This window comes from Polyangium sorediatum, assembly GCF_029946465.1.
Classification (GTDB): Bacteria; Myxococcota_A; Polyangia; order Polyangiales; family Polyangiaceae; genus Polyangium; species Polyangium fumosum.
In genome coordinates this window covers 116,965-132,449 of sequence record NZ_JARZHI010000006.1, presented here as the reverse complement: position 1 = coordinate 132,449, position 15,485 = coordinate 116,965, and the positions used below count along the sequence as shown (strand labels likewise).

Below are 15,485 nucleotides of genomic sequence, written 5' to 3'. Positions count from 1 at the left end.
GGTCACAATTTTAGATGAAAAGCCCCTCTCCCGCGGAGGGTGAGGGCGTCGCTCCGTAAGGCTCAGCCCTGCGCCGCCCGGCGACGACGCCGGAAGGGCACGAGCAGGGCCGCGAAGAGCGCGCCGAAAAGGCCCGCCGAGGTCTTCGTGTCGCTCGCGCCCGCGACGGCGCAGTCGCAGCCGCCTTCGACAGCCGTGCCGTCGCCGCCGGCGCCCGCCGCGCCGCCGCCCTCGCCATTCGACTCGAACTTGCATGTCGCCGAACAGCCGTCGCCGTCCGTCGTGTTGCCGTCGTCGCAGTCCTCGCCCTCGGTCTCGACGTCATTGCCGCAGCCCGTCGCCGTGCAGTTCGTGTCGCAGCCGTCGCCGTCCACGTCGTTGCCGTCGTCGCAGTCCTCGCCCTCGGTCCTCGTGCCGTTGCCGCACGTCGTCGACTTGCAGGCCTTGTCGCAGCCGTCGCCGTCCACGTCGTTGCCGTCGTCGCATTCCTCGCCGAGCGTCACGATGCCGTTGCCACACGCCGTGAGCGAGCAGTCCGCATCACAGCCGTCACCGTCGCTCTTGTTGCCGTCGTCGCAGGCCTCGCCCTCGTTGAGGATCGCATTGCCGCAGGCGGGCAGCTTGCAGTTCGAATCACACCCGTCGCCGTCCGTCGTGTTGCCGTCGTCGCAGTCCTCGCCGAGCGTCACGATGCCGTTGCCGCAGAAGCTCGGCGTGCAATTCGAATCACACCCGTCGCCGTCGACCGTATTGCCGTCCTCGCAGATCTCGTCGGCCGTGAGCACGCCGTTGCCGCAACCCGTCGCCGTGCAGTTCACGTCGCAGCCGTCGCCGCTCACGTCGTTGCCGTCGTCGCACGTCTCGCCGACGCCGACGAACCCGTTGCCGCAGGCCGGGTTGAAGCAATTGCCGTCACAGCCGTCCCCGCCCACGGTGTTGCCGTCGTCGCAGAGTTCGCCGCCCGTCACGATGCCGTTGCCGCAGCCCGTCAACGTGCAGTTCGCGTCGCAGCCGTCGTCGCTCACGGTATTGCCGTCGTCGCACGCCTCGGCGCCGGCCTTCACGCCGTTGCCGCAGGCCGTCACCGTGCAGTTCGAATCGCAGCCGTCGCCGCTCACGGTATTGCCGTCGTCGCAGGCCTCGCCCGCCGACACCACGCCGTTGCCGCAGCCCGTCGGCTTGCAGTTCGAATCGCAGCCGTCGCCGCTCACGGTGTTGCCGTCGTCGCACGTCTCGCCGTTCGTCAGGACGCCGTTGCCGCAGGCCGTCACCGTGCAATTCACGTCGCAGCCGTCGCCGCTCACGGCATTGCCGTCGTCGCACGTCTCGCCGGCCGAGATCTCGGCGATGCTGTCGCCGCAGGTGCCGACGTCGAGCGTCATGACGATGTGCATGTTCCCATTGCCGAGCGACCCGAGCTCCGTGATGTCCTCCATGCCGACGCAGGCCGGCGCGCGGACGTACCCCGGCGCCGATTGGCCGGCCGAGTTCGAGCCGAAATAAAAGAACGCGCCGGTCGCTTGGCCATCCGGCACGAAGACCTCGACGACGATCTGATCCTGCGTATCGAACGAGAGGTTCGGGTTCAGGGGGACGGTCACCAGCGTCCCCTGCTGCGACGGGACCGTCACGGCGGTGGGCGAGCCGATCGGGACGAGATTCGCCACCGCGAGCGTCGAGGTGAGCGTGTAGAACTTGACGAGGATCTCCAGCGGGCCGTTGTACAGCGCGTCGACGCCAAACTGCACGCTGCGGATCCCGCTCGCGGGAATGCCCATGCCGTACAGATCGAACGCTCGATAATAGGAGGCCTGGGACGTGCCGGAGCTGTTGCCACACGCGGTCGAGATCCCAAGACCGGTCGAGTGGGGATCGGTGTTTTGCGTGATGGGCACGGCGTAGGCGCTGCTCGTCGCTCCGAGCAGCGCGCCGAACCACATCACCCCGAAGAACCCGCGCTTGATCATCGTATCCTCCACGCGCCCTCGATGGCTCGTCAAATAGAGGGGAGGAAACGATCATGAATCCGCCTCCGCGGCAAGAGCGGAGTCGCTCGCCTGGGCGAAATTTTTACCACGGGACGAACCCGACCGAGGCCTCAGAGGGTGTTCCATAGGCGTCGCGAGCGGCTCGATACTAGGGAGGCCGAGCGAGGCGTACACTGTACGTCGAGCGAGGCCGACCGACGTATCGAGCCGCGCAGCAGCCTATGGAACACCCTCTCAGCCCAGCGCCGCGCGCGCGGCGTGCTCGAGCTCCGTGCGTCTTGCCTGTACGCTGTCGAAGAGCGCGAGCTGTCCGCGGCCGCGCACCAGGTTATGCTCGCCCCGGGCCGGGAATCGCCGCGCGTCGAAGCCGAAATACGCCTCGCGCAGCGCGTCTGCGAGAAACCGCGCCGAGAGCTCCAGGCATATCGTCGCGAGCCCGTCCACGACCGCCCCCGCCTCCTCCGCCGACACGAGCCCCGCCCCCCGCGCGACCTCGCCATACCCCGCGAGCGCCGCGCCAAACGTGCCCGCGTCGATCGCCACGTGCGCCACGTCCTCGCCCGCCGGATTGCACCACGAGCGGAGCGCGTCGCCCATCTCGAAGGGCCAGATCATCCGGCCGAGGGTGTCCAGATCCACGAGGCACACCGCTTGTTCACCCTGGAACAAGAGGTTCGATATTTTGAGATCTCCATGCACGTGCCGAAGCGGGAGCTGGTCGAGATCCGGCAGCCGCGCGGCCTCGGCGAGCAGCCGCCGCGCGAGCGGCTCGACCTCGCCGAACAGCCGATGCTCCGCATGCGCGTCGAGCGCCGTCTCCAGCGTGGCGAGGTGTTTCTTCGTATCGTGCACCCCAGCCCGCACGTGCCGGTAGTCGTGCACGAGATCGGCGACGGCCGCGTGAAACCGCGCCACCATGCGGCCGGCCTCGCGCGCGAAGCTCGGGCCCGGCACGCGGTCATGGCTCTGCCCCTCCACGTACGAGAGCGCGCGCCAGGCCCGCCCCTCCTCGTCGTCGACCCATAACGCGCCGTCGTCGGTGCGCAGAGGCCGCGGCGTCCAAAGGCCCTTGGCCGCGAGGTGCGCCGTCACGGCGTCGATGTCCTCGTTCACCACCCCCGCGAACACCGGGTGCAGCCGCTGCACGATGACCTTCCCCGCGCGCCCCTCGACGAGGAACGTGCGGTTGATGAGGCCCCCGCCGTGGGGCGCGTGGGGCCTTTGATCGAGGTCACGAAAGCGGGCGAGGATCCAGGAGGGAATCGTCTCCATCATCGGCGCGCGAGGATGCACCGAGAGACGTTTTTCGACAAGAACCGCGCTAGAGCGCGAGCGCTTGATCGAGATCCGCGATGAGATCCGCGGCCGCCTCGATCCCCACCGAGAGCCGGAGCAGATCCCTCGGCACCGGAGAATCCGGCCCTTCCACGCTCGATCGATGCTCGATGAGGCTCTCCACGCCGCCGAGCGACGTCGCCCGTTTCCAGAGCGACACGCGTGATGCGACCCGCACCGCCGCCTCCTCGCCGCCCCGGATCCGCACCGACAGCATCCCGCCGAACCCCCCATCCATCTGCCGCGCCGCCACCACGTGCGTGGGGAACGAGGGCAGACCCGGGTACATCACGGAGAGCACCCGCGGGTGCTGCTCCAGGTGCTCGGCGATCGCGAGCGCGCTCTTCGACGCCGCCCGCACCCGCAGAAACAAGGTCCGCATGCCTCGTACGAGCAGCCAGGCCTCGAAGGGCCCCGCGATGCTGCCGACCTGCGACCGCGTGGCGCGCACGCGCTCCCAGAAATCGCCCGTCCGCGCCGCCGTCAAGGTCCCGGCGAGCACGTCGGAGTGACCATTCAGGTATTTCGTCGCCGAATGCATCACGAAATCCGCGCCCCACGCGAGCGGCCGCGTCAGGACCGGCGTCGCCGACGTCGAGTCCACGCAGACGAGCGCCCCCGCCGCGTGCGCGATCCGCGACACCTCGGCGATGTCCGTCACGCACCAGAGCGGATTCGCGGGCGTCTCCACCCACACGAGCCGCGTCTTGTCCGGCTCGATCGCGGCCGCGACCTTCTCCGGGTTCGTCATGTCCACGACCGACGCCCGGAACCCGAACCGCTCTCCCGGGCCACATATCCAGCTCCGCAAAGACCAGTACATCACCTCCGGTACGACGACGTGGTCGCCGGGCGAAAGGCTCAAAAAGACCGCGGTCGCCGCCGCCATTCCCGAGGCAAAGAGCATGCTCGATGCCCCGCCTTCGAGGGACGTCACGAGGGCCTCGGCCTGATCGAACGTGGGATTGTCCGATCGACCGTACACCCTGCCTGACCGGTATTGATTGTCCGGATCGCGCAGGAAGGTCGTCGATGGGTGAATCGGCGATACGATCGCCCGCGTCTCCGCGTCCACCCATCCGAGCGCCTGCGCCGCAATGCTCTCCGGGGCGAACGTTCGTCCTGTGGAATCGTGCCGCATGGGCCTCCTCGACGCCCCCACTCTACCCTGAATCTCCGAGGACGCCCGGCCTCTTTTCGTTTACGCTCCTCCCACGATGCCGCCCGGTCGTATTCCCGTCCCGTTGCTCGTAAGCCTCGCGCTCCTCGGTTTCGCCGGGAACTCCTTGCTTTGCCGCGCGGCCCTCGCCGACGGCGCCGCGCGCATCGATCCCGTCACGTTCACCACCGTGCGCCTCGCGTCGGGCGCGGCGACGCTCGTGCTCCTCCTCCTCGCCCAGGGTGCTCGCCCTCACGAGGGCACCTTTCGCTCGGCTTTCGCGCTCTTTGCTTATGCGGCGGGTTTTTCCCTCGCATACGTCCGTATGGGCGCCGGCATCGGCGCGCTGGTCCTCTTCGGGTGTGTCCAGACGACCATGCTCGGCGCGGGCCTTTTCCGGGGCGAACGCCCTTCCGCGAGCGGCTGGATCGGCCTCGCGCTCGCACTCGGCGGCCTGCTCGTCCTCGCCGCGCCGGGAGCCACCGCGCCCGATCCCGTGGGCGCCCTCCTTATGGCAACGGCGGGCGTCGCGTGGGGCATCTATTCCCTGCGGGGCCGCTCCGCCCAAAACCATTCAACGCTTGGGGGCTCCGCTCGGACAAGCCGAGCTGCGCCCCCAAACCCCCTCGCCGCGACCGCCGACAATTTCGTCCGCGCCGTCCCGCTCACCCTCGTGCTTTCCCTGGCGAGCGCGTTTTTCCTCGAAATCCCACGCGCCACGCCGCGGGGCCTCCTCCTCGCGATCGCATCGGGCGCCCTCACCTCCGGGGTCGGTTATAGCCTCTGGTATGCGGCGCTCCCGCGCCTTACGGCCATTCGCGCGGCCGTCGTGCAGCTCCTCGTCCCCGTCCTCGCGACGGCGGGCAGCGTGCTCCTCCTCGGCGAACGCCTCACGCCGCGCATCGTCCTCGCGGGCGCCATGCTCGCGGCGGGTGTGCTCCTCGCGTTGCGAAAGCCGAGGGCCGTCAAAGGAGCGTAACGCTCGCTCGGAAGAACCCTTTCGCCGCCTGGTATGCCCCTTGCGAATCACCAGGTCGAAAGGATCCGGAAGCGATGTCCACGAAACCCCAAGACGCCTCCCCCTACACGATCGACGCAAACGCGGCGGTGTTGAACACCCTCCCCTTCGACGACACGGCGGATTTCGAGGACGCGAGCCGCGGTTACATCGGGACGTGGGATCCTCCGCTCCAGATCACGAACGAGAAAGGCAAGACCGTCTGGACCCTCGCGCCTTATGTGGATCAAACGCGCGACGCCCCTTGCCCGCCCACGGTGAACCCGAGCCTGTGGCGCCAGGCCAGGCTCAACACGATGAATGGCCTCTTCAAGGTCACCGAGGGGTTTTACCAGGTCCGCGCGTTCGACATGTCGAACATGACCATCATCGAGGGCGCCGAGGGCCTCATCCTCATCGATCCGCTGATCTCCTGCGAATGCGCCGCCGACGCGCTCCGCCTCTACCGTGAGCTCCGCAAGCGCCCCGACGTGAAGGTCAAGGCCGTCATTTACACGCACAGCCACGTGGACCATTTCGGCGGCGTGTGCGGCGTCGTCGATCCCGAGGACGTCCGCGCCAAACGGATCGAAATCGTCGCCCCCGCGGGCTTCCTCGAGCACGCCGTCAGCGAGAACGTGTATGCGGGCGTCGCGATGATCCGGCGCGCGCAATACATGTACGGCCCTTACCTCGTGGCCGGTCCCCGGGGCCAGATCGATTCGGGCCTCGCCAAGGGCCAGTCCGTCGGCCGGATCTCGATCATCGCGCCGACGAAAACCATCTCGCAGACGGGCGACACGATCGAGCTCGACGGGGTCCGCATCGAGTTCCATATGACGCCGGGCGCCGAAGCGCCGGCCGAGTTCGACTTCTACTTCCCGGATCACCGTGTGTTCTGCGCAGCGGAGAACGCCACACACACGATGCACAACATCCAGACGCTCCGCGGCGCGCGCGTCCGGGACGCGCTCGAATGGTCGAAATACCTCAACGAAGCGCTCGACCTCTTCGGGGACAAGACCGACGTGCTCTTCGCGCAACACCACTGGCCGCGCTGGGGTCAGGAAAGAATCGCCTCGTTCCTCTCCAAGCAGCGCGACATGTATCGTTACCTGAACGACCAGACGCTGCGAATGCTCAACAAGGGCTACACGGGCATCGAGATCGCCGAGGTCCTCGAGATGCCGCAAAGCATCGCCCGGGAATGGTTCAACCGCGGCTATTACGGCACGGTCAACCACAACGTGAAGGCCGTGTACGACCGGTACATGGGCTGGTTCGACGGCAACCCGGCGCGCCTCCATCCGCTCCCGCCCGAGCGAAGCAGCTCGAAATACGTGGAGCTCATGGGCGGCGCCTCCAAGGTCCTCAAGGCGGCCGGCGCCGCGTTCGACAAAGGCGAATACCGCTGGGCGGCCGAGCTCCTCGACAAGGTGGTCTTCCACGATCCGACGAACACGAAAGCCAAAGACCTCCTGGCGAACACCCTCGAACAGCTCGGCTACCAGGCCGAGGCCGGCCCATGGAGGAACTTCTACCTGATGGGCGCACAGGAGCTACGCGACGGCGTGACGATCCCGTCGGACGCGCCGTCCACCGACGCGAGCATGTTCTCCGCGATGACGCTCGACATGATCTTCGATTCGCTCGGCGCGCGCCTGATGGGCCCACAGGCGCGTGAGCACATCCTCATGAACTGGAGTTTCACGGATACCGGCCAGCATTACGCGCTGGAGGTATCGAACGGGGCCCTGAGCTACGTGGCCCACGTGCGCGCCGGCGCGGACGTGACGGTGACGACGACGCGCAGCACGTTCGACGCGGTCCTGCTCGGACAGCTCTCGTTCCGCGACGCCGTCACGACGCAGAAGGCCCGGCTCGAAGGGAACGTCGGCAAGTTCCTCGAATTCTTGCTGCTGCTCGACGACGGCGACCCCGCATTCCCCATCGTCACGCCGAGGCCGGACATCGAAGCCGCATGGAAGGGCAAGGACCGAAAACCTCCGAAGGACCCCGCCTCGTCCGAGGCCGACCTCGTCGAGCACGAAGGGATGAGCCGACTCCGCCGTTTCCTCGCGGAGCTGCCCAAGGGCTGTTGAACCCAATCCCCGTCAGAACGCCGGCTCCTTCTTCTGCGTCGCCATTTGCCGGATGCAATACGACAGCCCTTGCCGCAGGGTCCCGAGCGTCTTCAAGGACGAGAGATCCATACCGATCGACACGATCGTCTGCGCCACGTTCGGCCGGATGCCCGTGACGACCCCGCACGCGCCGAGGAGCCCGATCGCGCGCACCATGCCGATGAGGTAGTTCGCCGTCGCCGTATCCACGACATCGACGCCGGTCAAATCGAGCAGCACGAAGCGGGCGTTCGTGCGCGAGACCGCCGAAAGCAGATCGTTCATCACCCGCGCGGCGCGGCTCGAATCGATGATCCCCACGAGCGGCAGCGCGATCACGCCCTCCCATACCTCGAGCACCGGCGTCTCCAGGTTCCGAATCACGTCCTGCTGCCGCTCGATCACCTCGAGCTTCTGCGAAAGCTCGCGCTGCGCCTTTTGCGCCTCGGAGACGTCGATCGACATCCCGATCACGCCGGTCACCACGCCGTTCTCGTCCTTGACCGGCGTATACCAGCTCTCCCAAAAATGACCCGGCGTAGGCTCCGTGATCTTGCGGTGCGCCTCGCCCTGGAGCGCGCGGTTCAGCCACACGTTGACCTCGGGGGTATAAAGATCGTGAACGTTTTTCCCCGTCAGATCGCCCTCGCTCCGCGCGGCTCTCCCGTCGTGGAACCTCATGTACCCCTCAGAGTCGACGGCCCAGACGACGACGTCCAGGTTATCGAGCAGCGAGCGCAAAATGGCGGCCTCTGCAGCAGGTCCGCGGTCGACTCCACCACCGTCCATGCCACCCTCCGCCGGCCGAAAAGGCCGATCGAATTGTAATGGTCTCAGGGGGTACCATGGACATATACCCAGCGCCACGCCCCTGATGTGGCAAACCTGGCAAAGCAGTAAATGGACGTGGGCGTGTAGGAGCGAATGGATGGAGGCCGTACGCAAGGGCCTCCATGCCGTCGGGAGAAGCCCTAAGGTCGCTACGCGGGCATCAATACTGCGGGTGCTTCTGAATGAGGCTCACGATCTCGAGCAGCTCGGGATCGTTTCCGCTCACGTTCGCCGCGCTCGCCAGCGCATACGCATCGGCGAGGTTTTGCGCCGTCGGCGACTTCAGCGCCTCGGCGAACGCGACGATGGCCTTGGCCTTGGGCAGCCCCGCTTTCTGCGCCGCGAGCAGATCCCCCACCGTCGTCGTCACCTCGGTCTCCTGGTCGAGGTACGTGAGCGGCGTCTTCCAGCGCGCCCGCACGGTGATGGTATCGGTCGCGACGATCTGCGCCGGGTCGCAGGCCTTCAGCACCTGATTGAAGATCATCGCGTCGCTCGGCGCGAGGTGTTGCGGCTCGACCTCTTCGGGATTCTCCGAATACTCCTCGCCGTAGAACTTGTGCATCTGGAAGTACCACGGCATCGTCAGCTCGACCTGCACGCCGCGCGCCGCGATCTCCATCGTCTCGTCGAACCGATCGACGAACATACGCGACGCCTCGCCGATGCTGTCGAGATAGACGTATGCGCCGCGCCCCTTGTCGGTCACGACGTCCATCAGCCGATCGTCATACGATCCGCCGGGCCCCGTGCCCACGCCGACCAGGTAAATGCCCTCCTTGTCGGCGTCCTTCGATTTCTGGCCGATGAAATCGGCGTCCGTCTGCCCCACGTTCGCCCCGCCGTCGCTGATCAGCACCACGCGGTTCAGCCGCCCCGGACCATAATTCAGCTCGGCGAGCTCATACCCTTTCACGAGCCCGCTGTGCAGGTCCGTCCCGCCGCTCGCCGTGAGCTCGTTCGCCAGGGACACGACCTCCGGATCGTTTGGCCCCGTCACCGCGTGACCGGCCATCACCACGTTGTTGCTCGTGTTCCAGGTGACGGCATTGACGATATCGCCCTCCTGGAGGCTCGCGGCGATGGCCTTCACCGCCGCCCGCTCGCGCTCGATGCCGGGGCCGCCCATCGAGCCCGAGGTATCGAGCACGAACGTCACCGTCATCGGGCGCCGCGGCTTGACGGCATCGTACGAGCGCACGGCGATCTGGAAATCGAACTCGTTCACCACCGCGGTATTCGCGAGCTCCGGGAAGAGCGCGAGCTTGCCCGCGGGCGGCGCGGCGTACTGGATTCGATAATAATTGAGGAACTCGTACGTGCGGATCTCCTGGGCCATCGGCTCGATGCCTTGGCCGAGCAGCTCGCGCACGTGGACGGGAGAGCCCATCGAATTGGAATCGTCGGCCGAGAGATAAAGGACGACGGGCTTCGACGAATCGAGCCCTTCACAGGTGAACTCCGGGGCGGCGGCGTCCGTGCCCGCATCCGGGCCTTGCGCGGGCGGCGCGGCCGGATCCGGCGCGGGCTCCCCCGGGAACTCGCCCGCGCCGCCCCCCCCACTGGAACCGCCGCCCCCATTGAATCCACCCCCGGAGCCGCCCACGCCCACCGATCCCGCAGGCCCGTCTCCGGTCGACGACTCGTCGAACCCGCCCGTGCTGACCGAGTTGTCATCCACGGCAAGACAAGCAGCGATGCTCCCGCCGAGCGAAGCCACCAACAAAGGAAGGAAGACGAGCGCGCGCATCGACCGTTGGTTCATGAAGACCTCCCGAAGCGAGGTGACAAAGCCGAGCAAGCCGCATGCCCAGGCCGCGGGTGCACGATTTCAGCGTCGAAGCGCGCTTCATTTCTCGCCGCCCCCGTGGCCCACGCTGGCACAAGGCCGGCGCCCCCGACCTACGGCGTCACGGCGCGCGTCGGTTCAGGCGCCAAGCTCGCGCCCGCGCTCCATGGTGCGGGCATTCTCGGGCACCCGCTCCAGAAAACTCTCCCGCATGGCGCCGTCCGTCATTCGATTCGCCCGCGCGAGCAGCCGGGTGCGCGCCTGGAAAATCGCGGTCTTCCCGCTCGCCGCGCTCCCCGACGCGACCAGCGCCTCGGCATACACGAGCCGGAGCAGCGCCTCGCCCTCCTCCATGCCCCCGAGCGACGCAAAAAGCCCCATCGCCGCCCCTGCAATGCCGAGGCCCGACGGCCAGTTGCCCTGCGCGAGGAGCGCGCGCGCCCACGCCGCGAGCGCGAACGCCCGGAGCGGCCCGATCGCCGCGAGCGCCTCGGCCGCGCCCTCGGCCTCGATCTCCGCCGCCTCCAGGTCGCCCCGCGCGAGCAGCAGCGCGGACAGGTAAATCCGCGCCCGCCCCTCCTGCCGCCGGTTCGATTGTTTCGCGAAATCGGCGATCGCCTCGCGCACGTGTTTCTCGGCCTCTTCGAGCGCCCCGCGCGCCGCCAGCGCCGGCCCTAGGTTCTGCTTCGCGAGCGCCGCCACGTTGGAAAGCCCGAGCCGCCGCGCCTCGCCCAGGAGCTCCACGAGATCCCGCTCCGCCTCGGCAAAAAGCCCGAGCTGAATCCGCGCGTGCGCCGCGTTCACCCGCCCCACGCACGCGTCCCGCCGGTTGCCCGTCGCGAGGAACGCCGGAATGCTCCGCTCGGTCGCGAGCAGCGACGCCGCCGGATCCCCCGCGCAGAGCGCCCGCGACGCATGCAATGCATAAAGCCGCGCCGCCACCCCCTGATCCCGCTCCGCGATCGGCCACGCCACCATGCCGAGCTGCCCGATGAGCTCCTCGGCCCCCGCGTGTTCCCCCGCGTGAAGCAATGACGCCGCCACGTGCGCCACCGCGCTCACCGCCGGCGCCGACGAACCCATCGCCTCCGCGCCCGGCGCCCGCACCGCCTTCGCGAGATCCTCCAGCGCGTCCTTTTGCCCGAGCCGGACCAGCATCGACGCCGCCGTCGCTGCCGCCCCGTACCACGCCCCGCTGCCCCGCGGCAGCGCTTGCATCGCGCGCGCCGCGCGCGCCGACGCCTCGGCCGCCTCCCCGAGCCAGCGAAACGCCTCCGCCTGGATCCACGCGAGCTCCCCGCGCGCCTCGGCCGACGCGCCCCGCGCCCCCTTCTCGGCCCGCTCGATCGCCGCCCGGAAATCGTTCCCTTCGAGCGCCTGCTCCGCCGCCCGCCGGTACCACGTCGCCGCCCGCGCCGGCACGCCCCCGCGCTCGTAATGTTCTGCCAGGACAACCACGTCCCGCTCCCCCGCCTCCTCCAGCCAGCCCCCCGCGAGCGCGTGCCCGAGCGCCCGATCCGCCTCCGTCAGCGCCGCATACGCCGCCTCGCGCACGAGCGCGTGCCGGAACGCGTACTCCTCCTGCGCGGGAAAACGGCTCTGCGCCCGCTTCACCACGAGCTCACGCGCGCAGAGATCCGCGAGCATCGGCGCGAGCGCGTCCTCGCGGAGCCCCTCGCCGAGCAACGCCGCGGCCCCGCCGCGCCAGAACACCTGCCCGAACACGCTCCCGGCCCGGAGCAGCCGCCGCGCCTCGGGGGCAAGCGCGATGAGCCGCGCCTCGACCATCGCCAGCACCGTCTCCGGCAGCTCCGCGGCCCGCCCGCTCTCTGCCGCGCGGATCAGCTCCTCCAGATAAAACGCATTGCCCCCGGCCCGCTCCACGAGCCGCGCCACCATCACATCCGGAATCCGGTCCCCGAGCACCTCCCGCACGAGCCGCTCGGCCGCTTTCTTCGAAAGCTCCTTCAGCCGGATCTCCTGCAAGGGGCGCCCTTCCCAGAGCCGCGGAAAGATCTCCGGCAAATCCGGCCGCGACAGCGCCAGCACGAAAATCGGCCGCTCGGGCAACGCGCGCAGCATCTCGTCGACGAGCTTGACCGTGGGCCGATCGCCCCAATGCAGATCCTCGAGGATCAACATCGCCGGCCGCTCGTCCGTCTCGACGCGCAGCAAATCCTCCCACGCGGCCCGGATCTGATCCCCCATGAGCAAAGGATCCCGCCGCGCCGCGCGCAGCTCGATGCTCTCCTCGTCCGCCGGCGCCACGCCCGCGAGCGGGCCGAGGAACATCATCGCGCGTTCGAGCGCCTTGCCCGCGAGGTGCCGCCCGAGCCGCGCGCGCAGCCGCTGCCGCTGCACGTCGAGCGGCATCCCCCCGGACAACCCCGCTTGCCCGCGCAGCATCTGTCCGACCAGCGCAAAGGGCGAATTCTGGCTCATCGGATCGCCCTGCCCGACCCATACGCCAATCGAATCACGTTGCTCGCGGACTTTTCGCAAAAGCTCGTGCCGGAGCCGGCTCTTGCCCATGCCCGGCGCCGCGAGGATCACCGCCGCGCGCGAGAGCGGCTCGTCGAAGCATTCGTCGACGAGCGCCATCAGGATCGCCATCTCGCTCTCGCGCCCGACGCAATGCGTGGGCCGCCCGAGCAACGTGCGCGCCGCCTCCGCCACGTCACGCTCGCCGCGCAGATAGAGCCCCCCCTCGTCGCCGTCGACGTCGAACCGCACGTCGAGCAGCCCCGCCATCACGTCGTCGAGCCGGATCGGCGGCGCCTTCCCCGCGGCCGCCTTTTTCCCGAGCAGCCGCACGCCGCGCTCGATCACCGCGCCCATCGGCAGCCCCTCGGACGACACCTCCGCGCCCGCCACGAGCGCCATCGGCGCCTCCGGCAATGCCGCCCGCAAATCCAGCGCCGACCGCGCGGCCCGCGCCGCTTGATCCGTCGCCGCGCCCGTCGACAAAAGGCTCACCACGAGCGTTCCATCCGAAAGCGCGTCGAGCCGCCCGCCATACCGCTCGACAATCGCCTCCAGCGACCGCGCCCGCCCGCCCGCCTCGATGGCCGTCTCGGCCCCTGCGAGCTCGAGCGTCGGCGCGAAGACCTCGCTCTCCCCTGCCCGCGGCGCCCGCTCGCCCGCGGGCAATTTCGTGAGCACGAGCGAGACCACACGCCGCTCCTTGCCCGTCAGCCCGCTCGGCCGCAGGCTCGCCTCGATCGCGTCCGTGTCCTCGATGATCCCGAGCGCCGCGATCTCCGCCGCCGCAGCGATCCCGTCCTTCGGCCGATCCTTCGGCGCCTTCGCCAGCATCCGCGCGACGAGCGCGTCGAGCGCCTCTGGCACCCCCGTCCGCAACGACGAGACCCGCGGCGCCTCCTCCAGCACCACCTTGAGCAGCGCCGCGTGCATCTCCTCCGCCGCGAACGGCGGCCGCCCCGTCAGGCAATGAAAGAGCACGCAGCCGAGCGCGAACACGTCCGCCCGCGCGTCGATCCGCTTTGATCCCCGCGCCTGCTCCGGCGCCATGTACGCGGGGGTCCCGAGCACGTACCCCGTGTGCGTCAGCGCCTCGCCCCCCTCGACCCGCGCGATCCCGAAATCGAGCAGACGCACGTCCGTGGCGCTCTGCCCCACGAGAAAAATGTTCGCCGGCTTCAGATCCCGATGCACGATCCCCGCCGCATGCGCGACCCCGAGCGCCTCGGCCACGCGCCGCGCCACGCCCACGCTCTCGGCGGCGTCGAGCCCTGTGCGCCGCAGCCTCTCGCCGAGCGTCTCGCCTTCCAGCCACTCGAGCGCGAGCCACGGCTCTCCCTCGGCGCCGAGCCCGTGCGCCATGTGCCGCACGATCCCTGGATGATCGAGCCCTTCGAGCAGCTCCGCCTCTCGCACGAAGCGTGTCTCGGTGTCCTGGTGGGCGTGGGCCCACAGCACCTTCAGCGCGACGATCCCGCCCGTCTTGCGGTCCTTCGCGCGAAACACCTTCCCCATGCCGCCCGAGCCCGCCACTTTTTCGAGCTCGAACCGATCCGCGACGACGTCCCCGGGTTTCATGCTGGGAGCCCGACGGGTAGCGCGAAGCGCGGGAAAAGGCCAGATTTTCGAGCGGCCAGGGCCGGGAGCCGACTCAAGCCGGGTCCACGAGCGAAAGGACAGCTCGTAGAACAGCATTGGGTATCACGAGCGAGGCGTACGCGACGAAGAGCTTCAGGGCGAGGCCGTGCTTCTTCGTGGTGAGCCAATGTGCCCCGATTCGGACCAGGCCCGTGACCCAAAGTCCGACGAGCGCGCCGCTTGCCCTGGGGCAAAGCATGGTCATTCGAGTACGATGGCTCGTGATTCGTAGGGCAGCGACGAGAGCGCACGCGTGAGACTTCGCCAAGCCTCCGTGTCGACCTTCGTCGAAAGGAAATAGTCGCAGTCGGCGTGCTCAGGATAGCGAAGCGCAAACCCGGGCATCCGCGCGGCGAGCGTGGCGTATTCCGGATCGTCTTGCCGCACGAAGCCTCGTCTGACGCGGTTCGGGGTGAGCCACGCCCCCTGCTTGTCATCAGCCACCGGCAGGTCGAAATGGAATGTGCGATAGCCATGCCCCCAATCGCCCTGATCTTCGAGTGGGCATCCGCTCGCATCCGCCAACGCCGCCGCCACGGCTTCGATCGGCTGGGACGTGCTGATCCCACAAGCAGGCTCCTGCTCGGCCCGTAGCTGGTGCAGGAACGTAAGGAAATCGGGGGCGAGGACCTTGTCGACATCGAAGCACTCCACGTCGATGTACGTGATGCATGGCTCGCTCTCACGCCCACGCTTTCGGTAGTCGAAGCAAAAATGATAGTGCCCGTCTCCGCAGAACGGAATGAGGTCGTCGATGCGGCGCGGCTTCTTGATCTTGTTCTCGCTCATGTACGCCTTCAGATCGCCCCAGTCGTGTCTGAGAATCGACGGGAAGCGCGGGCCAATGCCGGCGAGACAGTCGACAGGCGCAAGGTATGAAGGGTGGTCCGACAGGCGCAAGTAGCCCCCGTTCTGTACGCGGAGCGCCGCGAGGTAGGCGGCCGGAAGCTTCACGCCGAGCTGGGCCTCGGCTTTCTGGATCGCGCGCGGCGTGAGCTTCGGCTGAAGAGAGGGCAGATAGACGGGAACCTCGAAGAGGTGCTTCGGTATATCGATGGACGGTGTAGTCATTGATCGCTCCTCACTATCCCTGCGGGAATTACTGAACACATGCGGGACCGGACTGCTCGCTCAGGGGTCTCCA

10 protein-coding genes are annotated in these 15,485 nt (G+C 68.4%); 2 read left to right on the top strand and 8 right to left on the bottom strand.

Annotated features, from left to right (window positions below):
- Window positions 1-62: 62 nt before the first annotated feature.
- The 3 genes from QHF89_RS09915 to QHF89_RS09905 all read right to left on the bottom strand — a co-directional run bounded on the left by QHF89_RS09915 (window position 63) and on the right by QHF89_RS09905 (window position 4,464).
- Window positions 63-1,967, bottom strand: a complete 1,905-nt coding sequence (locus QHF89_RS09915) for a DUF4215 domain-containing protein (protein ID WP_136965654.1) — start codon at window positions 1,965-1,967, stop codon at window positions 63-65.
- A gap of 255 nt (window positions 1,968-2,222) precedes the next feature.
- A complete protein-coding gene (locus QHF89_RS09910) occupies window positions 2,223-3,263 on the bottom strand; it encodes a phosphotransferase enzyme family protein (RefSeq protein WP_284720312.1) in 1,041 nt (346 codons plus the stop codon).
- Between the two features lie 46 nt (window positions 3,264-3,309).
- Window positions 3,310-4,464: a trans-sulfuration enzyme family protein gene (locus tag QHF89_RS09905; protein ID WP_136965655.1), complete on the bottom strand. Its 1,155-nt coding sequence runs from the start codon at window positions 4,462-4,464 to the stop codon at window positions 3,310-3,312.
- A 76-nt stretch (window positions 4,465-4,540) separates the two neighbouring features.
- On the opposite strand from QHF89_RS09905, the gene QHF89_RS09900 reads away from it, so the two are divergent.
- On the top strand, window positions 4,541-5,461 hold the full coding sequence (locus QHF89_RS09900; RefSeq protein ID WP_284720311.1) for a DMT family transporter: 921 nt from the start codon (window positions 4,541-4,543) through the stop codon (window positions 5,459-5,461).
- Window positions 5,462-5,535: 74 nt separating this feature from the next.
- Complete coding sequence (locus QHF89_RS09895) at window positions 5,536-7,581, top strand: alkyl/aryl-sulfatase (RefSeq protein ID WP_136965656.1); 2,046 nt, start codon at window positions 5,536-5,538, stop codon at window positions 7,579-7,581.
- Between the two features lie 12 nt (window positions 7,582-7,593).
- Here the strand turns inward: QHF89_RS09895 and QHF89_RS09890 are convergent, their stop codons facing one another.
- The 5 genes from QHF89_RS09890 to QHF89_RS09870 all read right to left on the bottom strand — a co-directional run bounded on the left by QHF89_RS09890 (window position 7,594) and on the right by QHF89_RS09870 (window position 15,451).
- Complete coding sequence (locus QHF89_RS09890) at window positions 7,594-8,391, bottom strand: STAS domain-containing protein (protein ID WP_136965657.1); 798 nt, start codon at window positions 8,389-8,391, stop codon at window positions 7,594-7,596.
- Between the two features lie 202 nt (window positions 8,392-8,593).
- Window positions 8,594-10,198 (bottom strand): vWA domain-containing protein, encoded by a 1,605-nt coding sequence (locus tag QHF89_RS09885; protein WP_284720310.1) that lies wholly within the window; start codon window positions 10,196-10,198, stop codon window positions 8,594-8,596.
- A gap of 162 nt (window positions 10,199-10,360) precedes the next feature.
- On the bottom strand, window positions 10,361-14,281 hold the full coding sequence (locus QHF89_RS09880) for a protein kinase domain-containing protein (RefSeq protein WP_136965658.1): 3,921 nt from the start codon (window positions 14,279-14,281) through the stop codon (window positions 10,361-10,363).
- Between the two features lie 73 nt (window positions 14,282-14,354).
- On the bottom strand, window positions 14,355-14,540 hold the full coding sequence (locus QHF89_RS09875; RefSeq protein WP_136965659.1) for a hypothetical protein: 186 nt from the start codon (window positions 14,538-14,540) through the stop codon (window positions 14,355-14,357).
- Between the two features lie 2 nt (window positions 14,541-14,542).
- Window positions 14,543-15,451: an SMI1/KNR4 family protein gene (locus QHF89_RS09870; RefSeq protein ID WP_136965660.1), complete on the bottom strand. Its 909-nt coding sequence runs from the start codon at window positions 15,449-15,451 to the stop codon at window positions 14,543-14,545.
- Between the last annotated feature and the right edge of the window lie 34 nt (window positions 15,452-15,485).